Below are 25,096 nucleotides of genomic sequence, written 5' to 3' on the forward strand. Positions count from 1 at the left end.
GGCAAAGTTATCCACATTTTTAGGATAAAGTGTTAGTTAGCATATACTTAGTTAGATGATCCGGTAAGTAAAATACTATTATTGGCACTGCCATTAGCAGAAGGATCATTAACCAACTGCAACTTTTCATAACTTCTGGTGAATTCTGACTGAACCGAAGATTGCTCTCCCCCGGTAAACCTCAGTACCTCATTTCTATCTACCCAAGGTTCTACCGTTTCAGAATCACTTGGAATAGCTGTTTCCTGTGTGGTAGCAGAATTACCCATAAAATAGAAATACCCAACCGTCATACTCATCAACAATATTGCAGCAGCCAATCCTCTTTTAGCAAAAGTTGAAAAGGTTTTTAAAAATGTAGATTTATTAGATTGTAGCTGTTTTATATCATTAAGTACTTGGTTTGTTATTTCTTTAGGTGGTTTTTTTTGCGGAAGGCTTGAAAGCTTGCGTTTAGTAGCCCGCAAACTTTCAACTTCGATCAATAAATCTTCATCCTCCCGCATTTTCCTTTCGAATTCCGCTTCTTCTGAAGGATCCATTTCCTTCATCAAATAGCGAATAGTGTTGTGTTCATCCGTGTGCATGTTTTTGCTCTTCTTCTCGTTCTTCCTCAAAATACTTTCTAAGATTTATGAGTGCATACCGCATGCGTCCTAATGCAGTATTGATGGAAACATCAGTGAGCTCTGCTATTTCTTTAAATGGCATTTCATAATAGTGCCTTAACAAAACCACTGAGCGCTGTTCCTCAGGAAGTTTGGCAATGTGTTTCATTAAACTTGATTTCATTTCGGACTCGATCAATTTCTCATCCGCATCCACATTGCTTTCGTCTTCCATCCGATCAAAATAATCGGTTGAGGAATCCTCATCACTCCATCCACTAACGTCGATATATCTTTTTTGTTTTCTTAAATAATCAATCGTTGCATTATGTGCAATACGCATCACCCAGGCAATCCATTTGCCTTGTTCATTATACGTATCATCCATCTTAGTTATTACCTTAGTGAAGGTAGTTTGGAAAAGATCGTTGGCGATTTCAGGATTCATCACCATACTGTAAATATAAGAATAGATTTTTTGCTGATGACGATTCATCAGTTCATTAAAAGCTGCTTCATCACCATTTTTTCTGAAATACTTTACCAGCTCTCTGTCTTTGAGATTTTTATAATTTGGTTTATCAACGTGTCTTTTAATCAGTTTCATAATAATCACCCTACTATTTGGGATTCTGCTAACAACAAGTCAAACTTTAATACTATCCTTTTGTTCCTTAAAACTTGATGACTGCTGAAAGCGTTTCGTTAGCCTTTAACTTATCGGCTTGCGAAATTATAGTATCCGCACTTTTCTATTCATATAACATATTAATGTTACATCCTTTTTTACATTATGCAGACGAATTACTGCCTGAAAAAGTTGTACACGTTCTCTCCTTTTGATTTACCAATCAGGGCTTGAATTTCTTTTTTCTCTGCTTTTTTAACTTTTTTGACAGACCCAAATTCTTGCAACAACTTTTGAGCAGTTTTATCTCCAATACCTTCTATTTCAACTAACTCTGTCTTTACTGTACGCTTACTTCTTTTCTGCCGGTGAAAATTAATGGCAAAACGATGCGCTTCATCCCTCGCATGCTGAAGTAATTTTAGCGCTGAGGATTTCTTGGGAATCATAATAGGGTTTGACATTCCAGGCAAAAATACTTCTTCAAGACGCTTGGCCAGCCCGATAATCTCACATTCTCCGTAGAAATCAATTTCTTTAAGGGCTTCTACTGCAGAACTTAGCTGCCCCTTTCCCCCATCCACAATTATGAGATCAGGAATTTGCTGTCCTTCTTTCATAACCCGGGAATATCTTCGGGTCAGAATTTCTTTCATAGAAGCAAAGTCATCTGGTCCTTCAACGGTTTTTATATTGAACCGTTTGTACTCGCTCTTACGAGGCTTGGCATCAACGAAGCAAACCATAGATGCTACCGGGTCACTGCCTTGCAGATTCGAGTTATCAAAACACTCAATTCTTCGGGGAAGGCGATCCAGTTTAAGATGCTCTTTAAGTTCCTTCACAGCATGCGGAATTCGATCTCGTTCAGCTTTAGCTTTTTCGAGTGCCCTTTCATTAAGGTGTAATTTTGCATTGGCCTGTGCCATTTTAATAAGCTGCTTTTTCTCTCCGATCTGTGGAACTTTTACAGGTACCATTTTTCCGCGTTCTTGCTCAAGGTATTGCTCCAAAGGTTCGGTTTCCATCAGCTCATGACTCAAATAAACTTCATCAGGAATGGCTGCCATATATTGCCCGGTATAGTAATCTTCCACAAATGATTGCAGCATCTCTCCCATTTCAAGACCTTTTATATTCTTCAGGAACCGATGGAATTTCCCGATCATCTTCCCCTCCCGAACTTTGAACAACACACCACAAGCCTCACCAATTTCTTCGTCCTTGCGAATGGCAAACACATCACGATCAACTTTTTTAGAAACCACCATTTTCATCTTCTGACTGTAATGCTTAACAGCTTCCAGACTATCACGGAGTTGAGCAGCTTCTTCAAACGCTAATGCATCGGAAGCAATCTGCATTTCCTCTTTTAGTTCACGAATCAGTTGATCGGTTTGTCCGTTCAGCATCCGTTCTACTTTCTTGATGGTAGTTTGATAGATCTCATCATCCCAGTCACCGGAGCAATTTTCGAGGTAATCATCGAAGCAGGAATGCCAGTTGGGGACGCTCTTGGTCTTGTCAATATTTTTTTGAGAGACGGCACAGGTACAAAGACCAAATGCTTTTCGTATAGTCTCAAGCATTCGCTTCATAGCACCCACGTTGTCATAAGGACCGAAGTATTTACTTCTATCCTTAACCACCGTTCGGGTAGGAAACACACGTGGCTTAGTCTCATCGGTGATGCAGATGTACGGATACGACTTATCATCCCGGTACATAATATTATACCGTGGCTGATACTGCTTGATAAGATTATTCTCCAAGATAAGAGCCTCGGCTTCTGAATCTGTAACAAATACCTCGATGTCATCAATTTTAGACACCATGGTTTTGATTCGTCCATCCGCCGGTCGGGAATCCTGAAAATAAGACCGCACTCTGTTCCTCAGTCGCTTAGCCTTACCTACATATAGCTCCGTTCCAGAGGAATCCCGGTAAATATAGACACCGGGAGAGGTTGGTAAATTGGCTACTTTCTCAGAGAGATTAACTTGTCCATCTTTACTCATATCCCAAAGATAAAATAAATTTGATCACAGATTAATAAGATGCACAAATTTTCCAGTTGCTACATACGAATGGAACGCAGATGATGCTGATCTTGCGGATGTACACGGAATTAAATATTTACAGAGCACCTTATAAACTTTCTGCGATCATCCGCCCAATCCGAGTCATCCGCGTTCCATTCCTTAGTCATAAAAAACCCTTATTCATTCATCAGATCACTTCTTGTTCGGATTCTGTTTTTATTTTTTATTCATTTGCCAGACGATTTAGTGGCAAATCATCTCATTTTTGGTTCTCAGAATGCCTAATTTTGACCCATGGAAACAACGCAGACTACGCCCAACATTCCCATCATTTTTGAAGACAATCACTTGCTGGTTATTGATAAACCGGCAGGAGTACTTTCTCAGGAAGATCACACCGGAGACCCGGATGTGCTAAATTTGTGTAAGCAGTACATAAAGGAGAAATACAAGAAGCCGGGAAATGTATACCTGGGTTTAGTACACCGATTGGATCGCCCCGTAAGTGGAGTGATGGTTCTGGCTAAAACCTCGAAAGCAGCTTCACGACTTTCCTATCAAATTCGGAAACGAACGATTAATAAAACGTATTGGGCACTTGTTAAGGGACAGGCTCCGGTTTATGGAGAATTAGTTCATTTTCTGGAAAAAGACAACCGGTCTAATACCGTAAAAGCTTATGAATCGCCCAAAAGAAACGCTAAGGAATCGAGACTGAAATTCATCACCATAAAAATGAATGCTAATTTTAGTGTAATTGAGGTAGATCTGATCACGGGGCGACCCCATCAAATCAGAGTGCAATTTGCTAAGGAAGGTCATCCGCTTTGGGGGGATCATAAATATGGAGATCCCCAAGAAACAAAGGGAAAAGACATCGCGTTACGAGCTGTTAAACTGGAGCTGGAGCATCCTACCTTAAAAGAGCTGATGACTTTTAAAGCTCCCAAACCCACCGGCAAGCCCTGGAATATGTTTGAGTATTGAAAAAAGATCTTTTCAACAGCATGATCTCTAAATGCGAAGAAATCTAAGTGATTTTTCAGGAATCAGTCTCCTCTTCTAATAACTCATCATCAAGTTCATCGGTAATATTACCCGGCAGTTGTTTAGAAGTTTTAGCTCCGAGTTTCCGGATCATTTCTGCTTGACGAACCAAATTACCGGCCCCCGTTGAAAGCCGCCCCATGGCTTCATCGTAACTATCTTGGGTTTGACGAATTCGCTGGCCTATATCATTCATACTCTCCACAAATAGCACAAATTTGTCATACAATGCCCCACCCCGTTTGGCAATTTCCATCGCGTTTTTATTTTGATACTCCTGCTTCCACACACTATCTATGGTTGCCAACGTTGCCAATAAGGTAGAAGGACTGACGATCACGATATTTTGGTCAAAGGCTTCGTAATAAAGATTCGAATCATACTGAAGGGCTGCACTAAATGCCGGTTCAATGGGTACAAAGAGTAACACAAAATCCGGGCTTTGGGCGCCATGAATTTGCTCATAATTTTTCCCGCTTAAGCCTTTTACATGGGCGCGAATAGAGTTTACATGTTCTTTCAGAAATTGCTGTTGCTCAACTTCATCTTCAGCAGAACTGTATTTTTCATAGGCCTTCAACGAGACTTTCGAATCAATCACCATAAATTTCTCATCCGGCAGATAAACCACCACATCCGGTTTGTTATGACCCATTCCATCTTCTTTTGAAAACCCTTTTTGAGTTTCATATTCTCTTCCTTTCGTAAGTCCCGAACGCTCCAGAATGCGTTCCAATATCACCTCTCCCCAATCGCCCACAGCTTTATTGTCCCCTTTTAAAGCTTTGGTGAGATTCTTAGCATCCTCACTCATGGTTTTATTGAGCTCCATCAAGTGCTTTAATTCCTGTTTGAGCGAACCACGGGCTTCCACTTCATCTTTATGTGTCTCCTCCACCTTCTTCTTGAAAGCCTCCAGTTTCTCACCCAATGGATTCAACAACTGATCAATCTGCTCCTTGTTTTGCTTGGTGAATTTTTCGGATTTCTCTTCCAGGATTTTATTAGCCAGGTTTTCAAACTGCGTGGTGAGCTGTTCCTGCATTTCGGATAATTCTTTTTTCTGTTCGTTCAGGCGTTCTTGCAGGTTCTTATAATCCGCTTCCCGGGAGGCCAGCTTTCGATCCAATTCATTGGCCCGCTCACGCTCTTCGACAAGGTCCTTTTCACTTTTCTGTTGAAGCTGATCGTATTCTGCCTCTACTTCCTCAAGCTGCTCTTTTAGGCTGATATTGCGTTCCTCCAGCCGCGAAGTTTCAGATTTCGATTTGAAGTGGGCGATTAAATATCCGGCAATGCCCCCGATAATAAGCCCGGCAATGACCAAAGCAATTTCCATAGTTTATTTTGATTAATTCAGCTTTTATTCTGGCTCAAATATAAAACCCACAGGTGACAGTTATTGTCATGGTTTTCAAACTCTTTTGGAACTTATGTCGGCCCGGATTATCGATCTCTATTTTGTATCAATTTCTTTTTAGTAAAGTATCAGCAAATGTTTTAAAAGAACAAACGGAATGCTTTCCCGGTAGTCCAAGTTATAAGTATAGAAAATAATTGAGTTATCTCACATACACAAAAAGTTGGCACAGGTCATACATCATGGAAATGACCATTCGCTTATTAAGTGGCCTTATACTTCTGTTGCTGAATGCTTTCTTTGTAGCTTCTGAATTTGCGCTCACCCGACTCAGGCAATACGACAGGAGAGAACTTGGTAGTAATAATGGAATGGATCGTGCCTGGGAAATGACCAAAACATTGGAAATATATCTCACCTCATGCCAAATTGGGATAACCACAACCAGCATTTTACTTGGTGTAATTGCTGAACCGGCTGTTACCCACATCATAGAATTGTTATTCACTACCGAAACCTTAGGTGGAATTTCAACTCATATCATTTCTATCACCCTTTCTGTAGTGGTTATTAATTTTGTTCATACCATTTGGGGCGAACAGGCACCAACTTACCTTGGTGTTGAACGCGCGAAATCAGTGGCTAAATACACGGCCCGCTCTTTATATTGGTGGACCTATGTTATATATCCGTTTCTTTTGCTGGGCGACAGAATCAGAAAAGCCACACTGAAATTATTCAATATTGAAATGGAGCGAAGCTGGTTACGTCAGGAATCATCTTCTACTGAAGATATCCGCAGCAAGATGGCCGAGCTGTTAAAAAGTGGCAATCTTGAAGATGACCGTCAAAAAGAAATTTTGAATGCCCTCGACATCGACAAAATTTCCGTACAGGAAATAATGATTCCCAGAGAAAACATAGTTAGTATGAGTACCGAAAGGTTATTCATGGAAAATTTAAAAGTTCTTAAAAGGAACATGCATGCCCGATATCCACTGGTTGGAAAAACCCTCGATGATTTCAAGGGTATATTGTACACTCCTCAGATTACCGCTAATATTAATGACTTACTGGAAGGAGCTAAAGAATTGGATGATTTCGACTGGCCTCGGTTGGTTATCGATAAAGAACTTCCGGTTAGTAAACTGATTGACCTTTTTCAGAAGGAGCATCAGGAACTTGCCCTCATTCAAGAAAATGGCCGTACCATTGGATTGGTAACATTGACCGATGCCCTGGAAACCATCATTGGAAGTGCAGAGGACCCCCTGGATGTGTTAGATGCTCAGGAATAGGTCTTCTTCTACTCGTTCCACAACCACCCGGTTGGGAACGCCAGCGTGGGCCACCCGGTCCACAGAGATAAATGCTTCGCGACCACACGATTAAAAAATCAATCCAACAATCTTTGCAAACCCTCTTGCAGTTCCGGATGCCGATAAATCCCCCCATGCCCCTGCCCTTGAATCACTTTATAAGAATCTCCCCCTTTCAAGTAATCCGTAAGTTTAAAAGAGTGTTCTAATGGTAACACTTCATCCTCACCGGCATAAAAAATATGGATGGGCTCCTCAATTTGTTGAATTGCCAAATCTGTTCTTAGTGGGAATTTAACCAGAGCATCAGGCAGGAAGGGAAATTGACTGTCTTTTACATCTACAAGGCTGTAAAAGGGAGCCCACAAAATTAGCTTCTTCGGATTAAAATCTTCTGCAACCTGAGCCGCCACTCCTGAACCCAACGAATAGCCCACCAACACAATATTTTTCTCTCCATATATTGCCGCCATTTCTTTAAATACATACTTAATGTCACCAACTAAGTCATCCTCATTATCCAAATCGCCCCGGCTTTTCCCATAGCTTCTGTAATCAGGGTATATCATGTCGTAGCCATTATCTAAAAAGAGGGTGTATGTATCTGCGTTGGTCCGGTTGGCTCCCTGGTTACCATGTAGGTACATCACCAGTCCTTTGGCTGAATCGGGATCAGTAAATGCATGAATAGCGTGAATTTTTACATTCGATTCCGGTTCAAACCATCGCTCATTAAAGTCGAAATTATAACCGTATTCGGCACTTTCCGGCAGCTCCCTGGGGTGAAAAATTATGGACTCTTGAATCAGATAAAAGTAGCTGCAAATAAGTATGTAAGAGCCTACCAATACAATAAGGCTTGATTTTAAAAAACTTTTTTTTCCATTTAATGAACAATTACAGGGGAATTGGGGTTGTATTTTCATGGAAAGCAAACAATTTATAGACATTTTTTTCAAAAAATTCTTCAACGAAGAACTTAAACAAAAAATTGAATTAGCTACACTATATGTAGCCACCTTGGGTTTCTTTATTCATTTAGGCGCAGTTTTCTTAAACATGACCGAAGTAATCCAAGTACATCCTCAGTTAGCGCCTTTTCTTGCAAACCCAATTTCAGCTATATATACCCCTTTCTCTTTTATCCTGTTTTATGAAGTGTATTTACTGATCTACTACTTACCAAGGTCGTTTTCTGTATCCATCGCCAAACAATATGAAATTGTATCCCTCATAGTCATAAGAAGAATATTCAAAGATATTTCAAATATTGATATTAAGGATGTTAATATTTTGAGTACTCAGAACTTGGAATTAGCGTATGACATTACCGGGTTCTTGATTCTATTCTTCCTCATATTCCTGTTCAGATATCTGCTAGTGAAACGTAAAAATCACACCATAACGCCAAATATCGAGGGATTTATAGTCTATAAAAAACTACTTTGCATACTATTGGTACCTGTTTTCATTTTCCTCTCTATCTATAGTTTCAGTACCTGGATTATTGAACTAAATCAGCTGAGTTTAGGTAATATTTCAGTCATTACTGATTTCAATAAAATATTTTATAATGAATTCTTCATTGCACTGATCATCGTTGATGTATTAATCCTAATTGCCTCCTTCAGATATACTGACCGATATAGCTTAATCATTCGTAACACCGGTTTTGTGATCACTACTGTACTGATTAGAATAGCATTTTCAACCAGTGGTTTAGCAAATATTGTTCTCCTGGTCACCGGTGTTGGTTTTGGGGTCATAGTTCTTTACCTCTATTCACTGTATGATAAAATTGACAAAGGTGAAAGCACTAAAGAAAGTTATTCCTATTTATAATCAGTTATACCGGACCTAACAGTTCAGGTACTTTTTTCTTCTTTAACTATCTTGACATCAAACCACTTTAAGGAACCTATTTCTATGTAATGAAGTTATTTAGAAACTTATTAATAGATCAACATTCTTTTGGGAAAAACTTATTCATCGCTGTTAAAATATCAGGTTCTGGCGGGCGCTTTTGCTATTCTTATAAACCTTCTGTTTGCTGATGTCATTTATGAGTTCAGATTTTGGATACTTGGACTGGTAATATTAATTATTGGCATGCCTCATGGTGCCCTCGATCATATAATAGCATTTAAAGCTTACAAGGTACCTAAGAATTCTAAAACCCAATGGATCTTTTACCTTTCGTATTTAGGAGTTATAGTTTTATATGGGATTTTTTGGATATTTTTCCCTCTTCTAAGTTTTGCTTTCTTTTTAATGATGACTCTCTATCATTTTGGACAGGCAGATGCCGAACGGTTTTCTTTTTCCGGAATATCGAAGAGCATTCTTTTGTATTCAAGAGGACTAACAGTTGTTGGATTGATATTGTTTGGCAGCGACCCTTACTATTCATCATCTATTATCGAAGAAGTAACAGGATTTTCACTGGTTAATAACGTCTTTGCTTTTATTGGCCCCGGATATTTGACCCTGTTTTTCGTTTTGCTATATCCACTATGCTATTTAGCTATCATAGCTATTAAAGAACCTCAGTTAGTAACCAGTTGGTTTACCCTTGATGCAGTTATTGTATCCCTGATATTTTCGTTGTGTGAACCTATATTCGCGTTTTCAGTTTACTTTGGTGTATGGCATGCATTTAATCACAGCAAAACCATGATGGAATTTATAAGTCAATACGGACAAGAGACCTCATTCATTTGGTTTTATAAAAACACCTTTTTGTATTCCATTATTTCATATGCCGGGCTGGGAATTCTTTATTTCATCTTAGAAGCTTTTGGTAATCAGGAACTACTTGTTGCTTTGCTATTTATTTTGATAAGTGTGCTTACCCTTCCCCATATGTTTGTTGTTGAAAAAATGTATGAGAACTTTTATTCCACGGAATAAAAAACCCCGCTGGATATACAGCAGGGTTTTATTTGCTCTCTTAATGAATATTCAGACTTTAACCAGCAACTGCTTTCTGGCCAACCTCATATCCTTCCGCTTCAGACTTAGCTCTGGCTATTGCGTATATCATAACACCATAACCCGCTTTAGCAAGTACATCAGCAATTGAATAACCTACCTGAATTGCGATCTCTGATTCGGCTCCGGTCCATCCAAAAAATGGTGCCATATAGACGATTGGGTAAAAACCCCATGTGGCGAGTAGTAATAACCGTATGTTTCTAAAAAGAACCTGAACTTTGCCACTCTGATCTGACATAGCTGAACCCAATTCTACCCATAATACATAAACTATGTATATGAATGGAATAGTACTGGCTAGTCCCCAGAAACCTCTCATTGAGATCATGGAATCTGCCTGAAGAATTTCACCAGGGTAACCTAATAAGATCATTAAAAATGAAGCAATCACAAGCTTTGTAAGCATACTACTTTGCTTGTTCTTGGCAAGGCCAATTACCAGTACAAGTTCAACCACTAAAAGTGGTACGGTTAAAAGCCAATCAATGTATCGGTAAGCGTCATTGAAGGGTTTACCCGATGCAATGTAATTACCGGCATCTGTTATCATGTACGCCGCTTCCCAGGAATTGAATATTCTTAGATAATGATACGCGGCGATACCCACCACCAACGTTGATACCACTAAAGAAATTCTGTACTTGGGTGCCACTCTGTCTCTGGCTAATACAAAAAATACACCGGAAAAAATCATGGCAGCTATAGCAAATGATAACATATTGTATACCAATGTATACTGCCCAATAGTTAAAGTTGGTTGTTCCAACATAGCGTCTCCTTTATAGTTAATGTTAACTACTACACAACTTTCAATCTTAAGTGAAAGTTCCTTTGGGCATTTTTCTTGTTGGAATGATTACATCGCAGATTTCATTAGGTACTCGAACTCTAAAAATTAACATACTATGAAAACTTCGGACATATTTATATTAGGATCAGCTTTAATTTCAATGATCCTTTCTATCTATTTATGGTTCACTGTAGACAAGGAAGCGGGTCTTTTTGTAGGACTTTGGGTCCCTTCTCTCTTAGGCTTCGGAATGTATATCAAAAATATATACGGTGGGCAAAATGGATGATTCAATAATTTTTTTCAGTGGTATATTTGCCACCCTTCTTTTTTTAATTGGATATGGTTTAACTATAAAGGAAATGAAAGAGCTTAAAGATGAGCGTGAAACAGATACATTTCCCGAAGAAAGTAATGCTGAGATCAAAAAATGATCTCAGCTTGATACGAAAATGGTACGCTGATTATTTAATTTCTGCCCCGGCCATCTCATGAATTTTTTTCCATTCACTTTCACGCACCGGTGTTATAGAGTAACGTCCCAGTCGGAATAGCTCCATATCATCTAAGGCAGCTTCTTCTTTCATGGCATCACGGGTGACTGGGTTTTCAAACTTCTGAACAAATTTCACGTCCACTAATTGCCAGCGAGGTTCACTTTCAGAGCTTTTTTCATCGAAGTATTTAGAACTCGGATCAAACTGTAGTGGATCAGGATAAGGCTCGCTGCTAACTTCCATGGTTCCTACAATAACGGGGGTTGAAATGTTGGAATGATAAAATAAAACTCCATCTCCCACATTCATATCATCACGCATAAAATTACGTGCCCCATAATTTCTGACTCCGGTCCACGGGGTTTCCCCATCTTCCTCCATGTCATCTATACTATAATCACTCGGTTCCGATTTCATTAGCCAATACTGTTTGTCGTCAGCCATAATCTCGATTTATTCTTTTGTTTATGTTCAATTTTAAATGTTAAATGCTAAATGTTTCCAACAACATTTAGCATTTAACATTAATCATTTAGAATTATATTTGTTCATGTACCACAATATTGTTTGGCGCAGCATTCCGTCAAAATCTTGGGAGGGTTCCCAACCGAGTTCATTTTTGATTTTTGAGGCATCAATCGCATAGCGGAAATCGTGCCCCAGGCGATCGGTCACAAAAGTAATCAGGTTTTTATAGTCTCCATCCGGACCTTTCCCAACTTCTTCGTTCAGGATATCACAAATCTTACGCACCAAGTCAATATTCTTCCACTCATTGTTTCCACCGATAGTATATGTTTCTCCGGATTTACCTTTTTGAAAAGCAACTTCCAATGCATCACAATGATCATGTACAAACAACCAATCCCGGACATTTTCTCCCTTACCATACACCGGAATTTCATTCTGATTCAGCGCATTCCGAATTACAACTGGTATCAACTTCTCACCATGTTGATGGGGGCCGTAATTATTTGAACAGTTCGTAGTCACCACATTCATTCCATAGGTTTGATGATAAGAACGAACAATGAAATCACTGCTTGCTTTTGAGGCCGAATAAGGTGAATTAGGCGCATATGGAGTCTCTTCGGTAAAAAATCCATCATCCTCCAATTCTCCATAAACTTCATCGGTTGAGACATGCAGAAATCGATTATTTTTCCAGGCTTCTTCGTCTTCTTTCCAAAGCAATCTACACTCCTCTAAAATGTTGAACGTCCCCACAATATTGGACTGAATAAATGGCTCTGGACCTTGAATAGAATTATCTACATGCGACTCAGCTGCCAAATGTATAACCCCCTGCGGCCTGAAAGTCTGAACCACGTCATGCACTTCATCGCGATTCACCAGGTCTACTTTTTTGAAATAATAGCGCCCTGAATCTTTCAAAGATTTCAAATAAGAATGATCAGACGCATAAGTGAGCTTATCTATATTATAGATTTCCCAATCTTCATGATTTTTAAATAAACGCAAAATTAGATTTGAGCCAATAAATCCGGCTCCCCCTGTTACAATTACTCGCATATCAGAATAAATCCTTTTCTTTTAATGATGAAAATAATGGAAGTTTTCGATCTTTTTCGGATAAAATTGGTCTGCTTACATCCCAGTTGATCCTAATTTCAGGGTCATCCCATCTAACCCCTCGCTCACCTTTGGCATTGTAATAATCAGAGCACTTATACGATACAATCGCTTCATCAGAAAGCACAGAAAAACCGTGGGCAAAACCCACCGGAACATAAAGCATTCTTTTGCTCACATCCGATAACTTAACTGCTACATAATTTCCAAATGAAGACGACTCCTTCCTCAAATCTACCGCTACATCTAAGATTGATCCTTTTAAACACTGAACCAATTTCGCCTGTGGGTTTTCAATTTGATAGTGCAATCCCCGAACAGTGTCTTTATATGATTTGGAGACGTTATCCTGTACAAAGTCATGTTCAATCCCCGCATCATAAAGTTGCTCTTTACGGTAGGATTCAAAGAAATACCCCCGGTCATCTTCAAAGACCTTAGGTTCTATAATCTTTACAGCTGGAATTCTTGTTTCAGTTATATTCATGTATCTAATTCGCCCAACAATTGTTTTAAACCTTCTTGCCACTCAATAAGAGTAGCGCCGGGAATGTTAGCAATTTTTTTAGTACTTAACAGGGAAAAAGCAGGTCTTGTTGCTTTAGTGGGAAATTCAGAACTACTTACTCCATTTACTTGTACTTGCATTCCGGTTTGTCTGAAAATTTCTTTAGCGAACTCAAACCATGTAATTTTTCCATGAGAAGTTATATGATATATCCCTGATTTTTTTTCCTCAACCAAATTCCAGCAGTTTTTAACTAAATTTGCAGTGAAGGTGGGGCAACCATACTGGTCGTTTACTACATTAAGCTCTTTTCTTTCTTCTCCCAAACGAAGCATCGTTTTTACAAAGTTATTTCCATATTTACCACACAGCCAGCTGGTGCGACAAATGATATAGTCGCAACCCGAGTCTTTAATCGCATTTTCTCCTGCCAGCTTACTTGCACCATAGGTATTTATGGGATCGGTGGGATAATCCTCCGGATAACCATTGGGTAATTTTTTTTGATCTTTTTCCTTTCCCGGAAACACATAGTCTGTTGAAAATTCGATGAGTTTAACTCCACTTTCAGCACTGTAGTTGGCCAGATTTTGCACCCCTTCATAATTTACAGCAAAAGCCTCTTCTTTCTCCACCTCAGCCTGGTCAACGTTAGTGTATGCCGCACAATTTATAATGTAACCGGGCTTTAGATTGTTTAGCACCCGTCGTACATCCTGATGATCGGTAAGATCAAAATCAGAAGGTGGTAAGGAAATAAATTCAACTTCCTTTTTGTTCAGGAACCGGACCCATTCACTGCCAAGTTGTCCTGTGCCGCCCGTCACTAAGATTCTCATACTAATCCCTGACTAACTCATTTGCTAATTTATAAGATTCCGGGGTTCCGGCATCGGTCCACCATCCTTCCATTTTAGAGCTTTTCATCGCTCCCTGATCGATATAGAAATTATTCACATCCGTAATCTCAAGTTCACCCCTTCCGGATGGCTTCAGGGTTTTAATACACTCAAAAACTTTTGAATCATAAAAATAGATACCGGTTACCGCGTAATTAGACTTAGGTTGCTCCGGTTTCTCCTCGATAGATTTTACCTGCTCTCCATCCAATTCTGCCACTCCATATCGTTTGGGGTCAGGAACTTCCTTAATCAAAATCAGTGCGCCGGTACCATCGTAGTTATCCACGGCTTTTTGGAGGGATGCCTCAAAAATATTATCCCCTAAAATCACAATCATAGGTTCGTTGCCGGCAAAGTTTTTAGCGAGCCCAAGTGCCTGAGCAATTCCTCCTGCTTCATCCTGCACCTTATACGTGAAGCGGCAATCAAAATCTTTTCCTGACCCAAGTAAATTTACTACATCTCCCATATGCTCCGTACCGGTTACAATAAGTATCTCTTCTACACCAACTTCCGTTAACTTTTTGATGGGATGATAAATCATTGGTTTATTTCCAATCGGAAGAAGATGTTTATTCGTAACTTTAGTAAGCGGATATAAACGAGAACCGGTTCCGCCGGCGAGTATAATTCCTTTCATTTTTTGAATTGAGTTTTATGGTATTCTGATAATAACTTTGACTACTGTTAAACTACTCTTTCTTTTTTTGAATTTGAAGTGTTTTTTAATTGTTTATCATTTTGATTAATGAATATTAAATGCAGTTAGAATTGATTAATGTACCTGTTGGGAGCATTAATAGTGGTTATATTTATATAGAATAAAATCATAGAATGAGAAGTGTATTAAAAATATCGTCTGTAGCTGTCTTAATATTCTTTGCATTTAATGTACAAGGGTTTGGGCAAACTGTAACACCAACTTCTGATGGAACCGGAATATCTGCTGATAATGCACCGGCTGGAAATGGTGCATGGAGAACGCTAAATGATATTTTAATCGAAGAAACTGCACCAGGTCAATTACAGCCAGGAGATATTCGACTTCAAGTCCCCAATGGCTTTGAATGGGATACCGGTGGAGCTGACCCAACTTTTAATGTTACTTCGCCAAAAAAGACTAACATTACTGTGACTTTATCAAGTCGAAGCTCAAGTGAAATCGTTTTTAACTTGTCCGGTACAAGTACAGGTCCTCCAAAAAATAATCCCCATACAATTGAATTTGATGGCCTCAGAATACGGCCTTCCCAAGGCTCACCCTTAGCAAGCGGAGAAATCAGAAATGCCGGAAGTTCGGCACCCGGAGGAACTACCAACTACGGAACCATCAGTATGGTTGCCGGTGCGGATAATAAAGTGAGAGTTGAAACACAACCAAACTCATCTGGCTCGGTAGTAGCTGTACAAGACCTTGAGGCAGGAAATTCTATTTCGGTATATTCTAATGTTCGTGACCAATTTAATAACTTTAAACGCAATGAATCAGCTACTTGGTCGCTTCAAAATACTACAGACGGAGTTGTTATCAGCGACCTATCTGCATCCGGAACAAGTGCCACATTTACCGGAGATTTAGTAGGTTCTGCTAATATACAAGCAACTGTGGGCTCATTAAACACCGTTCAGTCGGGCACAATTACTGTAATACCCTCTAATGCCACTACCTTAATAATAGCTACACAGCCCTCATCCACAGCTACAGCAGGTACAACTTTTGGGACTCAACCGGTTATTGAAATTCAAGATGACTATACCAATGTTATTACCGATGACAACCTTACTCAAATTACCGCCTCAAGAAATAGTGGAGAAGGTGCATTACAAGGCACCAAAACAATCACAGTTAGTAATGGTATAGCTACATTTTCAAATTTAAGCCATCAAGTATCAAATACTATAGATCTTACTTTCTCTGCAACCGGATTCAGTTCAGTTACATCCAATTCTATTACGATTAACCCGGCAGCAGCTGACAAATTAACCTTTACCGTTCAGCCCGCCAATGGAAATAGAAATACAGCCTTATCACCCCCGGTTGAAGTTCAAATTCAAGATCAATTTAGTAATAATGTATCCGATCAGGATACAACTGTCACTTTATCTTTAAACAGTGGCTCTGGTAATATTAGTGGTAATACTGCCACAACCAATGCTAGTGGAACAGCTGTATTTAATTCTGTCTCTTTCAATCAAACAGGAACGAAGAATATTATTGCCTCTGCTACAGGACTTAACAGCTCTGGAGTAAGTAATGATTTTACTATAGCCAACGCAGGTACCCTGGCAGGTTTTGAAATAGAACTATCCGGAGGTGGAACTATCGGGACACAAACAGCCGGGAAAACGACAAGTAGTACGGCTCAGGGTAAATCCTTCTCAAGAACTGCAAGATGGCACGTATTGGGCCCGCATTAAAACAACATCTACCCCGGAAAGTCCACCCGTAGAAGTTGGCTCTGATGATAATGTAACTGCACGTGTGGGGATTAATATAGAACAAGTAACAGGCCTTTTTTATAAGAAGGGAGACGTAACTACAGGAATTGAAGTTGATGAAATTCAAAATACCATTATTGAAGAAAACGGCCAAAAAAGATTGGTAATTCTTGCAGATTATCAAAGAACTGGAAATTCCCCATTTTTAGGTTCCATAACAACAACTTTACAAGAACAGGGTGGAGAGACAATTGAAGAAAGATTCCGCTCTACTTCTCTTTACTTCGATGGAACGCAAAGAGAAGAATTTGATATTACGGATTTAGAATCCGGTCAATATACTGTAAGCATAAATTTTCGATCCCAGAGAAGTGATATTTCATCTGATGATCTCATCCAAATGGAACCCGTTACTGCTACAACCACTGTAATTATCCCATAAGGTGCACAAACGTTGGCTACATTATTTTTTAAAATTATCGATTGTTCTTGTAGGCTTTGGGGCTTTATATGAGCCTTCATACGCCCAAAACAATGATACTGAAGAGGTAGAAGTTTACCTCGACTTTCGTCATCGAGGCGTCATAAGTTCTGTTGTTATAGCTTATTATAAAAATGACGAATTTTATCTTCCCATATCCGAGCTCTTTTCTCTTTTTAACATTGATCACCAAATAAACGGTTTGGTAATTGAGGGTCGTTTCGGGCTCAATCAAACTACCTACCGCGTTGATTTTCAGGAAAATCGCATCCGCTTTGGAGATGAGACCATTCAACTCACGGCTGATGATTACCTGGTAAAAGAATTGGATTCCTATCTACGCGCCGACATCTTTTATAAGGCCTTTGCCCTGGATTTTACCATCAACTTCAATAACCTAACGTTAGACCTCCAGACTGAGCAGGAACTTCCCGCTATAGAACAAGCTATTAGAAGGCAGCGTCGGCAAGTAGCAAACAGAAATCGAATTATTAATCAAGAACAGTATGATCTTAAGTATGGACGGGAACGTCCTTTCTTAGATGGCGGATTTATAGATTATAATCTTTCTTCCAGCTTAGGCAGTAACAATGTCTATAACTTTAATACCAATCTTGGCCTCCAAATACTTGGAGGAGACTTGCAAGGAAATATCTTTGGAAGCTACTCACAAAACTTCAACAATATTGCTACTGATAATTTGCGCTGGCGTCACATGTTCAGGGATCAGCCCTGGCTCACCAAGCTAACTGTTGGACAAACGACTACCGACGGATTTGCAAGAAATAATTATACCGGCATTCGTATTTCAAATGAACCCATCGAACCCCGAAGACTTTTTGACGAATTTGAGATTCAAGGTTCCACCATTCCACAATCTGAAGTGGAATTATACTTAAATAATGCCCTCATTGATTTTCAACAAGCCGGTGAATTGGGAAATTATCGATTTTTAACTCCCATCACTTACGGAACCTCACAGTTAGATCTTAGAATCTACGGTCCTACCGGACAGATCATAGAACGGTCTCAAAGAATTCAGATTCCTTTTACTTTTCAGCCTAAAGGAGTCTTTAACTACACTATAAATGCAGGTAAACTGGATAATCCTGTATTTGGTGAAACTACTCAAGACCTAACAGCTCAAGGCAATGGCGCTTATGGATTAACTGAATGGCTTACCGCCAAAGCCGGGGTGGAATATTACCAAGGCTTCCATGATGCAGTGCCCACCTTCACCTCCTCTATTTCTTCCCGTATTCTCTCTAATTATATCCTCACCTTAGAAGCGGCATCGGAAGCCTATTACCGAGGCACACTAAACGTTATTTACCCAAATTCAGCAAGCCTCAATTTTGATTACACCGAGTTTTCAAGTAACTCCAATATCTACAATCCTTCAAATGATAATAGAAGAATTATAGCAAGTGCGTTTTATCCCTTTAACTTTTGGGGAGTCCCGCTAAATATTCGAACCTCCACATTTTCCCGAATTCGTCCAAACTCATCCACTACCACTTTCAGAACCGATTTAAATTCCAGAATCGGTAGAATGAATTTTAGAATAGGGTACAGTGACCGTTATACCGGCAAGATTGATCTATTAAATCCAACTACTACCGCTTATCTGGAATCCTCTGCTACGTATAATATTAGCCAAAATCGAAATTTACCGACATATATTCGCGGAGTTTTTCTCAGGGCACAAATGAGATATCAGCCCACTACAAATCAGATTGAATCAGCTGAAGCATTTATATCTCGTAATGTGTTCCAAAAGGGACGATTCCAAATTTCTTTCGGCAGAAATTTCATCAACAATTACAGTAATGTTCGGTTTAGCTTAGTGGTAGATTTTGATAAAGTAAGATCCAACACCACCTTCAATAACCTGCGGGGTAGCAGTAATTTATCGCAAAATATTCGCGGCTCCATAGGTTACGATACGAATTATAATAATTTCATCTTCACAAGTCGTGACCAAGTAGGTCGTTCCGGTGCTGCTATCCAAATGTATGTTGATAACAACGATAATGGCACCTATGATGATGAAGATGATATAGTTCGAAGTAATTCCGCTATTCGAATACAAAGATCAGGAGCATCCAGCATTCAAAAGAATGGAATACTTTATTATACACAGATGCAGCCCTACTTTTACTATAACATTGAGATGAACAAGGGAGCCATTGATAATCCCATGTTAGTTCCGGAGTTTGAGAAATTTGGATTTATATCAGACCCAAATCGTTTTAAAAAAGTAGAAATTCCATTTTACATGTCGGAGGTTATAGAAGGAACGGTACAACGTGAAATATCAAGCGGAGATAGAAGGTCAGTTGCCGGGCTTAGGTTATTTTTAACCAACCTGGATAACAATACTCGCAAAGAATTGAGAACTTTTTCTGATGGTCTGTTTTATGACTACGAAGTACGCCCCGGTTCCTATGAATTAGAAATTGATTCAACTCAGCTTGAGTTATTAAATGTCATCTCCGTGCCTGAGAAGCTTAATTTTGAGGTAGAAGCAGAGGCTCAGGGAGATTTTATTGAAGGGCTAAACTTTTTACTGAAACCTAAAAGCACATCAAAACTTAGGGAAGACAAATCTGAAGACAACCTCAAAGTTGATTCATCACCCGAAAAACCATAAACATTTCAAATAACCTGCTTCCTCATCCTCGCCACCGGTTCATTCAGTTGCTCCCGGTATTTGCTTACCGTTCGGCGGGCTACTTTATACCCTTCTTCATTTAAAAGATCCGTCAGCTTTTGATCGCTATAAGGTTTTCGTTTGTCTTCATTGTCAATCAATCGCTGTAATATATTTTTCACCTCACGGTTTGAGACTTCTTCCCCGCTTTCCGTTTCGAGTCCCTCGTTGAAAAAGTATTTCAGTTCGTATACCCCAAAATGGGTTTGCACATATTTCCCATTTACCACTCGTGATACCGTAGATATATCCATCCCAATGCGTTCCGCTATATCTTTTAAGATCATGGGTTTTATTCCTTCCCCATACTTGAAAAAATCTTCCTGCAGGGCCACAATCGTTTTCATGATATTCATCAGCGTATTTTGGCGCTGTTTAATAGATTCGATAAACCACTGGGCGGAGTTGATCTTGTTTTTCATAAAGGAATGCGTTTCCTCATCGGTATTCTTCTCTTTTTTGGCTTTAATCTCCTCCCACATCTCCTTGTACTCCGGTGAGATTCGAAGGGACGGAGCATTTCTCTGGTTCAAGTTGATCACGAATTCAGCGCGATCCGAACCGCCCTCACCCTCCCCTTTCCAATACACCTCGAAATCGGGTTCAATATAATTTTGGGTCTCTTCCATATCACTGGCAACCGCTCCGGGCTTAGGGTCCATTTGCCGGATGGTCTCGAAGGCATCCTGCAGCTCTTGCCGGGTGATATCAAACTTCTTGAGTAGCTTTTTGAAGTGCTTTTTCTCAAATGACTTCCACTCATCTCTCACTATTTTAATTGCCAGGTCTCTGGCCGGTAATTTCTTTTCTGACGCTTTCAGCTGAATCAGTAAACAATCCTGAAGGTCCCGAGAAGCGATACCGATTGGATCCAGTTGCTGAATTTTTTTTCTTACTTCTTCAACCTTTTCTTCATCCACCAATATGCCCTGGTTGAAAGCAATATTATCGACTACGGCCTCCAGCTCCCGGCGGAAATAGCCGTCTTCATCCAGGGAACCTAATATTTGATCGGCAATGAGTTGCTCCTCGTCCGAGAGATCAAGTAAGGCTACTTGTTCTTCAAGTTGCTCTAAGAAGGAAGCATGATAGGGGTTAGGTAATTCTTTCCATTCTTCTATCTCAGGATTGTAATTAGAGCTGTTAAAATTTTCGCCGTCATATTCTGTATTTCTCTCAAAGTCATCCCAATCTACTTCGTGCTCTTCCAAACTTTCCAGGGCTTCCTCAGAATCAGTCTCTTCCTCCGATTCGGACAAACTAATTGCTTCTGCCTCATGATCATCCACTTCTTCCAACACCGGGTTGGCTTCCATTTCTTCTTTGATACGCTGCTCTAATGCAATGGTCGGCAATTGCAGTAATTTTATATACTGTAACTGCTGCGGTGATAATTTCTGCTGAAGATTCTGCTGCTGTTTTTGTCCTATATTTTGTTGGTTCTTCAGCATTACTTCTTGCTCCTTACTTCTTCACAGCTTTCTTTAAATTCAGTAAACCATTCTTCTCCATACCTTCGCACCAAAGGTTTTTTTAGAAAATCAGCGAGATAAGCTCCTTCCTTCTCCCCTTTCTCACAAGCTGTAGAACACAATTTGGGTACGTACTCGAAATTGGCATAATCAAAACCCGCTATGTGCTTCAACCTGACCGGAAATAAATGGCAACTCAGTGGTTTCTCCCAATTAAAACGACCTTCAAAATAGGCTTTCTGAATGGCGCAATAGGCCACTTCATGTTCATCATATTGTACAAAAATACATTCTTTAGAATCTACTGTACTGATTTCGTACCCGCTTTTGGCATTTCCCTTCACGACTCCATCTTTTTCCGCCACTTGCACAGATTGTTGAGGCAATTCCTCTTTTAGCTGTCGAAAAGCCTTATTGAGAACCGGTATTTCATCTTGAGTCACAGGCGCACCGGCATCCCCTACCACACAGCACGCCCCTTTGCAGCGAGGCAAATCGCAAGCAAACTTTGCGGTGGCAATGTCATCGGAAAGAATGGTGTTCTGAACTTTAAACATATTTCAAGATAAGAATCAGTGGGACTTTTATCGAAGTAATAACCGGTATTTTTTGGTTTTGTTTTAAAGGGTGGGATTATTTCTCGAAATAGGATATCGGGTATGTGAAAGAATATTGGAGCTTGTTTAGACCTGTTTAACTTTTTTCTTTTAAGATTAATCCTTAACCCAATTTTCAACTTTTATATTATCCACTCTCTTAAACTCTCTTGTATTATTTGTTACAAGTACAGCCCCGATACTACGAGCGTGTGCGGCTATCAGTAAATCCATTGAACCGATAGGAGTTCCTTTACTTGCTAATGTAGAACGTATTTTTCCATACTCAATAGCTGCAGAAGAAGTAAAGTCAAGTATCTCTAACGGTAACAAAAATTGATCTAAAGCTTCCTGATTTTTTGTTTGTTTTGAACTTTTTGCAATCCCGTATTGCATTTCAGCAAGAGTAATGGAAGAAATAGCAACATCCCCTAAAGCTAAACTCCTGAATTTCTTAAATACTTGCTCAGGCTTTCTCTTAATGATATAAATACAAATATTGGTGTCAAGGAGATATTTAATCATTCAAAAAATTCTCTTTCCTGTATTTTTGGTTCTTCTCTCTCATTTAAAAAATCGTCTGAAAACATATTTGTACTCTGGATTAAAGACTCCCAAGGATTATGATATGGAATTACATATATGGAATTCCCAACTTTCTTCAGGTACACTTTGTCATCCTCAATTTTAAATCCTTCCGGAATGTGGATTATTTGAGAACCAGATTCTTTTGTGACTTTTACAGTTTCAAACGGCATATCTTCTATTTTCTTTAAAGCTTCTTTAATTAACGAAATATTAGTCAAAAAAGTTATTTCTTTTTAAAATATGATCACACAATCTAAGTCTTTCTAAACTTTAGCAGGTTATTATTTGTGATAATTTTAGATCGGCTCTATCTTCAACCCCATGAGAAAACTCACACCATCTGAACGCAAAATTTTAGACCGGCTTATTTTTCCGGAACCTTTCGAAGTGATACAGGAAGAAACGGATCTGGCTTATGGGGAAATCAGGGATGACCTTATTAACCTTATGAATTCAAGACTCATTGAGGTTGTAGATCCCAAAAATGCATCAACCAACAGAACTTATGTTTTTGATGCCGATCATGTTAAAGATTCTACGTACAGAATTACCAAATCAGGAATTAACCATATGAAAAAACAATCATGAAGTTCCAGGCTATAATCAACGAAAAAGAGTTCGATATTGAACTGAACCCTGAAGACGGCACATTTCTATCAGATGATGCTAATGGTTCCTACACTTTTGAAGAAGTTAATGGGAGGTATATCCTCCGAACGGGAACAAAAACCTACAAAATCGATAACATCAGGAAAGAAGGTGCCTCCATTGAGTTCTCCATGAATGGCACCTGGCACACCGTAGATGTTAAAGATGAACAAGAACTGCTGCTGGATCGATTAGGATTTAAAACCGGTGCTGCTGCAGCCGAAGGAATTCTAAATGCACCAATGCCCGGTAAAATTCTTGAGATCATGGTTGCCGAAGGCGATGAAGTTGAAAAAGATCAGCCCCTTGTTATCTTGGAAGCCATGAAAATGGAGAATGAACTTAAAGCCCCGATATCAGGAACCATCGCTTCCATATCAGCGGATGTAGGCCAGTCTTTAGAAAAAAAATCACCCATATTAGAGATCGAAACCATTGGATAAATTTATTATTAAAGGGGGGAATCCCTTAAATGGAACCATTCCCATCAGCGGATCTAAAAATGCAGCACTCCCATTGATGGCTGCTTCCCTGCTTGGAGATTCTGAAACTACTATCACCAACATTCCACGCCTCAAGGATATCTATACCTTTAATAACGTATTAAGAGTATCCGGGGCTCACGTTAATTTTGAGGAAGAAAAAAATACCCTCTCTATTGACCCAACCCACGTCAATCACCTTGAAGCTCCCTATGATCTTGTGCGCAAGATGCGAGCCTCTTTTTACATGCTTGGAGCTTTGGTTGGAAAACACGGAGAAGCTAAAGTATCTCTTCCCGGTGGTTGCGCATGGGGGCCACGTCCCGTTGACTTACACCTCAAAGGTATGGAAGCTATGGGCATCAATATCTCCCTTGAAAAAGGATATGTGATTGCCAAAGCAGACAAAAAATTAAAAGGCGGCACTTTCACCTTAGATCCAAGCAGTGTGGGAGCTACCATCAATTTATTGCTTGCTTCCGTATTAAGAGCTGAAAAGTTTGTGATCAAAAATGCGGCAAAAGAACCTGATGTCGTTCAATTATGCAAAGTATTGATAAAAATGGGAGCTGATATCAAAGGCATTGGTACTGATATACTCACCATCCGGGGGGTAGACTCACTATCCGGCGTTGAAATTCATAACGACCCCGACCGCATTGAGCTGGGGACTTTTATGATTGCCGGGGCCATGCATCCCGATTCTGAATTGACATTAACCGGGTGTAATCCTGAACATTTGGGTGATTTTACCCCGTTCTTCAAAAAAACCGGTGCTAAAGTTGACATCGACGGGGATGTAATTACAGTGAAGGCTCCTGAAAAAATTAAACCCGTTTCTATCAAAACTGAAGTCTACCCGGGCTTCCCTACTGATTTGCAGGCACAATGGGCTACCATGATGACCCAGGCGGATGGAAATTCAAAAGTAACAGATACCGTCTATTTCGACCGGTTCAGCTACGTACCTGAATTAGTGCGTTTAGGAGCAGACATGGATGTTGAAAAAAATACGGTTAGAATTTCCGGTAAAACCCCACTTAAGGGTGCTTCCGTTATGAGTACCGATTTGAGAGCAAGCGTTAGTCTGGTTTTGGCTGCTTTGGTCGCCGAAAATAGCTCTGAAGTCCTTCGAATTTACCATCTCGACCGTGGGTATGAATCACTTGAGCAAAAGCTTCAGGCTGTAGGCGCAGACATTAAAAGACTGGATGAAAACGAGTAAATCTGAGTTCGATTTGTATTGATTTACAAATAGCTTTAGTTGTCACTCTTGTAGATGTCAGGTAATTCGTGGACAACTACTAGTTAGTTTTTTCAAATAATACGTTAAAGTCCTCCCTTGCCTGTCCCGTACACGCTTGTCGGGGAGGGAGGTGCCGGACTGAG

27 protein-coding genes are annotated in these 25,096 nt (G+C 39.7%); 12 read left to right on the plus strand and 15 right to left on the minus strand.

Annotation, left to right across the window (positions count from 1 at the left end; translation table 11 throughout):
• Positions 1-47: 47 nt before the first annotated feature.
• From RI561_RS00865 to uvrC, 3 genes are all read right to left on the minus strand, one after another.
• Entirely contained in the window at positions 48-587 is a 540-nt protein-coding gene (locus RI561_RS00865; protein WP_395078319.1) for a hypothetical protein, read from the minus strand.
• A complete protein-coding gene (locus tag RI561_RS00870; RefSeq protein WP_395078320.1) occupies positions 574-1,215 on the minus strand; it encodes an RNA polymerase sigma factor in 642 nt (213 codons plus the stop codon). The genes RI561_RS00865 and RI561_RS00870 overlap by 14 nt, the downstream gene beginning before the upstream one ends.
• A 197-nt stretch (positions 1,216-1,412) precedes the next feature.
• Positions 1,413-3,254, minus strand: coding sequence for an excinuclease ABC subunit UvrC (gene uvrC / locus RI561_RS00875; RefSeq protein WP_395078321.1), 1,842 nt, complete (start codon positions 3,252-3,254; stop codon positions 1,413-1,415).
• A gap of 318 nt (positions 3,255-3,572) precedes the next feature.
• Here uvrC and RI561_RS00880 point away from each other — a divergent pair, with 318 nt between their 5' ends.
• Positions 3,573-4,265, plus strand: a complete 693-nt coding sequence (locus RI561_RS00880) for an RluA family pseudouridine synthase (protein WP_395078322.1) — start codon at positions 3,573-3,575, stop codon at positions 4,263-4,265.
• A 55-nt stretch (positions 4,266-4,320) separates the two neighbouring features.
• On the opposite strand, the gene rmuC is transcribed toward RI561_RS00880, so the two are convergent.
• A complete protein-coding gene (rmuC, locus tag RI561_RS00885; protein WP_395078323.1) occupies positions 4,321-5,664 on the minus strand; it encodes a DNA recombination protein RmuC in 1,344 nt (447 codons plus the stop codon).
• Between the two features lie 269 nt (positions 5,665-5,933).
• Here rmuC and RI561_RS00890 point away from each other — a divergent pair, with 269 nt between their 5' ends.
• The gene (locus tag RI561_RS00890) at positions 5,934-6,983 is read left to right on the plus strand and encodes a CNNM domain-containing protein (RefSeq protein ID WP_395078324.1); all 1,050 of its coding nucleotides are present in this window, start codon (positions 5,934-5,936) and stop codon (positions 6,981-6,983) included.
• A gap of 98 nt (positions 6,984-7,081) precedes the next feature.
• Here the strand turns inward: RI561_RS00890 and RI561_RS00895 are convergent, their stop codons facing one another.
• On the minus strand, positions 7,082-7,930 hold the full coding sequence (locus RI561_RS00895) for an alpha/beta hydrolase (RefSeq protein ID WP_395078325.1): 849 nt from the start codon (positions 7,928-7,930) through the stop codon (positions 7,082-7,084).
• On the opposite strand from RI561_RS00895, the gene RI561_RS00900 reads away from it, so the two are divergent.
• Entirely contained in the window at positions 7,929-8,846 is a 918-nt protein-coding gene (locus RI561_RS00900) for a hypothetical protein (protein ID WP_395078326.1), read from the plus strand. The two genes, RI561_RS00895 and RI561_RS00900, sit on opposite strands and share 2 nt — an antisense overlap.
• Positions 8,847-8,975: 129 nt before the next feature.
• Positions 8,976-9,914: a Brp/Blh family beta-carotene 15,15'-dioxygenase gene (locus RI561_RS00905; protein WP_395078327.1), complete on the plus strand. Its 939-nt coding sequence runs from the start codon at positions 8,976-8,978 to the stop codon at positions 9,912-9,914.
• A 58-nt stretch (positions 9,915-9,972) separates the two neighbouring features.
• Here the strand turns inward: RI561_RS00905 and RI561_RS00910 are convergent, their stop codons facing one another.
• Positions 9,973-10,767: a bacteriorhodopsin-like gene (locus RI561_RS00910; RefSeq protein WP_395078328.1), complete on the minus strand. Its 795-nt coding sequence runs from the start codon at positions 10,765-10,767 to the stop codon at positions 9,973-9,975.
• Between the two features lie 136 nt (positions 10,768-10,903).
• On the opposite strand from RI561_RS00910, the gene RI561_RS00915 reads away from it, so the two are divergent.
• Complete coding sequence (locus RI561_RS00915) at positions 10,904-11,077, plus strand: hypothetical protein (RefSeq protein WP_395078329.1); 174 nt, start codon at positions 10,904-10,906, stop codon at positions 11,075-11,077.
• Entirely contained in the window at positions 11,070-11,222 is a 153-nt protein-coding gene (locus RI561_RS00920) for a hypothetical protein (RefSeq protein ID WP_395078330.1), read from the plus strand. Before RI561_RS00915 ends, RI561_RS00920 begins: the two co-directional genes overlap by 8 nt.
• Positions 11,223-11,252: 30 nt before the next feature.
• Here the strand turns inward: RI561_RS00920 and RI561_RS00925 are convergent, their stop codons facing one another.
• The 5 genes from RI561_RS00925 to RI561_RS00945 form a co-directional block, all read right to left on the minus strand.
• Positions 11,253-11,729 carry an EVE domain-containing protein gene (locus RI561_RS00925; RefSeq protein WP_395078331.1) on the minus strand — a complete coding sequence of 159 codons (477 nt, stop codon included), beginning with the start codon at positions 11,727-11,729 and terminating at the stop codon, positions 11,253-11,255.
• Positions 11,730-11,813: 84 nt separating this feature from the next.
• Positions 11,814-12,818, minus strand: a complete 1,005-nt coding sequence (rfbB, locus tag RI561_RS00930) for a dTDP-glucose 4,6-dehydratase (protein ID WP_395078332.1) — start codon at positions 12,816-12,818, stop codon at positions 11,814-11,816.
• A gap of 1 nt (position 12,819) precedes the next feature.
• A complete protein-coding gene (gene rfbC, locus RI561_RS00935) occupies positions 12,820-13,365 on the minus strand; it encodes a dTDP-4-dehydrorhamnose 3,5-epimerase (protein ID WP_395078333.1) in 546 nt (181 codons plus the stop codon).
• The gene (gene rfbD / locus RI561_RS00940; protein ID WP_395078334.1) at positions 13,362-14,225 is read right to left on the minus strand and encodes a dTDP-4-dehydrorhamnose reductase; all 864 of its coding nucleotides are present in this window, start codon (positions 14,223-14,225) and stop codon (positions 13,362-13,364) included. Before rfbD ends, rfbC begins: the two co-directional genes overlap by 4 nt.
• A 1-nt stretch (position 14,226) precedes the next feature.
• The gene (locus RI561_RS00945; protein ID WP_395078335.1) at positions 14,227-14,928 is read right to left on the minus strand and encodes a sugar phosphate nucleotidyltransferase; all 702 of its coding nucleotides are present in this window, start codon (positions 14,926-14,928) and stop codon (positions 14,227-14,229) included.
• Positions 14,929-15,122: 194 nt separating this feature from the next.
• Between RI561_RS00945 and RI561_RS00950 the strand changes: the two genes are divergently transcribed.
• The 3 genes from RI561_RS00950 to RI561_RS00960 are packed head-to-tail and all read left to right on the plus strand — an operon-like array spanning position 15,123 to position 19,861.
• The gene (locus RI561_RS00950) at positions 15,123-16,706 is read left to right on the plus strand and encodes a hypothetical protein (RefSeq protein WP_395078336.1); all 1,584 of its coding nucleotides are present in this window, start codon (positions 15,123-15,125) and stop codon (positions 16,704-16,706) included.
• The gene (locus tag RI561_RS00955; protein WP_395078337.1) at positions 16,603-17,169 is read left to right on the plus strand and encodes a hypothetical protein; all 567 of its coding nucleotides are present in this window, start codon (positions 16,603-16,605) and stop codon (positions 17,167-17,169) included. The genes RI561_RS00950 and RI561_RS00955 overlap by 104 nt, the downstream gene beginning before the upstream one ends.
• A 1-nt stretch (position 17,170) precedes the next feature.
• Positions 17,171-19,861, plus strand: coding sequence for a hypothetical protein (locus RI561_RS00960; RefSeq protein ID WP_395078338.1), 2,691 nt, complete (start codon positions 17,171-17,173; stop codon positions 19,859-19,861).
• A gap of 5 nt (positions 19,862-19,866) precedes the next feature.
• Here the strand turns inward: RI561_RS00960 and rpoN are convergent, their stop codons facing one another.
• From rpoN to RI561_RS00980, 4 genes are all read right to left on the minus strand, one after another.
• Positions 19,867-21,372, minus strand: a complete 1,506-nt coding sequence (gene rpoN, locus RI561_RS00965; RefSeq protein ID WP_395078339.1) for an RNA polymerase factor sigma-54 — start codon at positions 21,370-21,372, stop codon at positions 19,867-19,869.
• Positions 21,372-21,950 (minus strand): DUF3109 family protein, encoded by a 579-nt coding sequence (locus tag RI561_RS00970; protein ID WP_395078340.1) that lies wholly within the window; start codon positions 21,948-21,950, stop codon positions 21,372-21,374. The genes rpoN and RI561_RS00970 overlap by 1 nt, the downstream gene beginning before the upstream one ends.
• Before the next feature lie 156 nt (positions 21,951-22,106).
• On the minus strand, positions 22,107-22,511 hold the full coding sequence (locus RI561_RS00975) for a type II toxin-antitoxin system VapC family toxin (RefSeq protein WP_395078347.1): 405 nt from the start codon (positions 22,509-22,511) through the stop codon (positions 22,107-22,109).
• Positions 22,511-22,795, minus strand: coding sequence for an antitoxin (locus RI561_RS00980; protein WP_395078341.1), 285 nt, complete (start codon positions 22,793-22,795; stop codon positions 22,511-22,513). The genes RI561_RS00975 and RI561_RS00980 overlap by 1 nt, the downstream gene beginning before the upstream one ends.
• A 103-nt stretch (positions 22,796-22,898) precedes the next feature.
• On the opposite strand from RI561_RS00980, the gene RI561_RS00985 reads away from it, so the two are divergent.
• The 3 genes from RI561_RS00985 to murA are packed head-to-tail and all read left to right on the plus strand — an operon-like array spanning position 22,899 to position 24,932.
• Complete coding sequence (locus RI561_RS00985) at positions 22,899-23,165, plus strand: hypothetical protein (RefSeq protein ID WP_395078342.1); 267 nt, start codon at positions 22,899-22,901, stop codon at positions 23,163-23,165.
• Positions 23,162-23,668 carry an acetyl-CoA carboxylase biotin carboxyl carrier protein subunit gene (locus tag RI561_RS00990; protein WP_395078343.1) on the plus strand — a complete coding sequence of 169 codons (507 nt, stop codon included), beginning with the start codon at positions 23,162-23,164 and terminating at the stop codon, positions 23,666-23,668. Before RI561_RS00985 ends, RI561_RS00990 begins: the two co-directional genes overlap by 4 nt.
• Positions 23,661-24,932, plus strand: coding sequence for a UDP-N-acetylglucosamine 1-carboxyvinyltransferase (murA, locus tag RI561_RS00995; RefSeq protein ID WP_395078344.1), 1,272 nt, complete (start codon positions 23,661-23,663; stop codon positions 24,930-24,932). The genes RI561_RS00990 and murA overlap by 8 nt, the downstream gene beginning before the upstream one ends.
• Positions 24,933-25,096: the final 164 nt, after the last annotated feature.

Origin of the sequence: Gracilimonas sp. (genome assembly GCF_031581265.1) — a bacterium.
Lineage (GTDB): Bacteria > Bacteroidota > Rhodothermia > Balneolales > Balneolaceae > Gracilimonas.

Bases quoted from the DNA above. Each gene is read 5' to 3' on its own strand.
- rfbD (WP_395078334.1), bottom strand. From the start codon at position 14,225: ATGAGAATCTTAGTGACGGGCGGCACAGGACAACTTGGCAGTGAATGG.
- RI561_RS00920 (WP_395078330.1), top strand. From the start codon at position 11,070: ATGGATGATTCAATAATTTTTTTCAGTGGTATATTTGCCACCCTTCTT.
- RI561_RS00950 (WP_395078336.1), top strand. From the start codon at position 15,123: ATGAGAAGTGTATTAAAAATATCGTCTGTAGCTGTCTTAATATTCTTT.
- RI561_RS00865 (WP_395078319.1), bottom strand. From the start codon at position 587: ATGCACACGGATGAACACAACACTATTCGCTATTTGATGAAGGAAATG.
- RI561_RS00990 (WP_395078343.1), top strand. From the start codon at position 23,162: ATGAAGTTCCAGGCTATAATCAACGAAAAAGAGTTCGATATTGAACTG.
- RI561_RS00985 (WP_395078342.1), top strand. From the start codon at position 22,899: ATGAGAAAACTCACACCATCTGAACGCAAAATTTTAGACCGGCTTATT.
- RI561_RS00870 (WP_395078320.1), bottom strand. From the start codon at position 1,215: ATGAAACTGATTAAAAGACACGTTGATAAACCAAATTATAAAAATCTC.
- RI561_RS00890 (WP_395078324.1), top strand. From the start codon at position 5,934: ATGACCATTCGCTTATTAAGTGGCCTTATACTTCTGTTGCTGAATGCT.
- RI561_RS00915 (WP_395078329.1), top strand. From the start codon at position 10,904: ATGAAAACTTCGGACATATTTATATTAGGATCAGCTTTAATTTCAATG.
- RI561_RS00895 (WP_395078325.1), bottom strand. From the start codon at position 7,930: ATGAAAATACAACCCCAATTCCCCTGTAATTGTTCATTAAATGGAAAA.
- RI561_RS00970 (WP_395078340.1), bottom strand. From the start codon at position 21,950: ATGTTTAAAGTTCAGAACACCATTCTTTCCGATGACATTGCCACCGCA.
- RI561_RS00900 (WP_395078326.1), top strand. From the start codon at position 7,929: ATGGAAAGCAAACAATTTATAGACATTTTTTTCAAAAAATTCTTCAAC.
- rfbB (WP_395078332.1), bottom strand. From the start codon at position 12,818: ATGCGAGTAATTGTAACAGGGGGAGCCGGATTTATTGGCTCAAATCTA.
- RI561_RS00945 (WP_395078335.1), bottom strand. From the start codon at position 14,928: ATGAAAGGAATTATACTCGCCGGCGGAACCGGTTCTCGTTTATATCCG.
- uvrC (WP_395078321.1), bottom strand. From the start codon at position 3,254: ATGAGTAAAGATGGACAAGTTAATCTCTCTGAGAAAGTAGCCAATTTA.
- RI561_RS00880 (WP_395078322.1), top strand. From the start codon at position 3,573: ATGGAAACAACGCAGACTACGCCCAACATTCCCATCATTTTTGAAGAC.
- rpoN (WP_395078339.1), bottom strand. From the start codon at position 21,372: ATGCTGAAGAACCAACAAAATATAGGACAAAAACAGCAGCAGAATCTT.
- RI561_RS00910 (WP_395078328.1), bottom strand. From the start codon at position 10,767: ATGTTGGAACAACCAACTTTAACTATTGGGCAGTATACATTGGTATAC.
- rmuC (WP_395078323.1), bottom strand. From the start codon at position 5,664: ATGGAAATTGCTTTGGTCATTGCCGGGCTTATTATCGGGGGCATTGCC.
- RI561_RS00925 (WP_395078331.1), bottom strand. From the start codon at position 11,729: ATGGCTGACGACAAACAGTATTGGCTAATGAAATCGGAACCGAGTGAT.
- rfbC (WP_395078333.1), bottom strand. From the start codon at position 13,365: ATGAATATAACTGAAACAAGAATTCCAGCTGTAAAGATTATAGAACCT.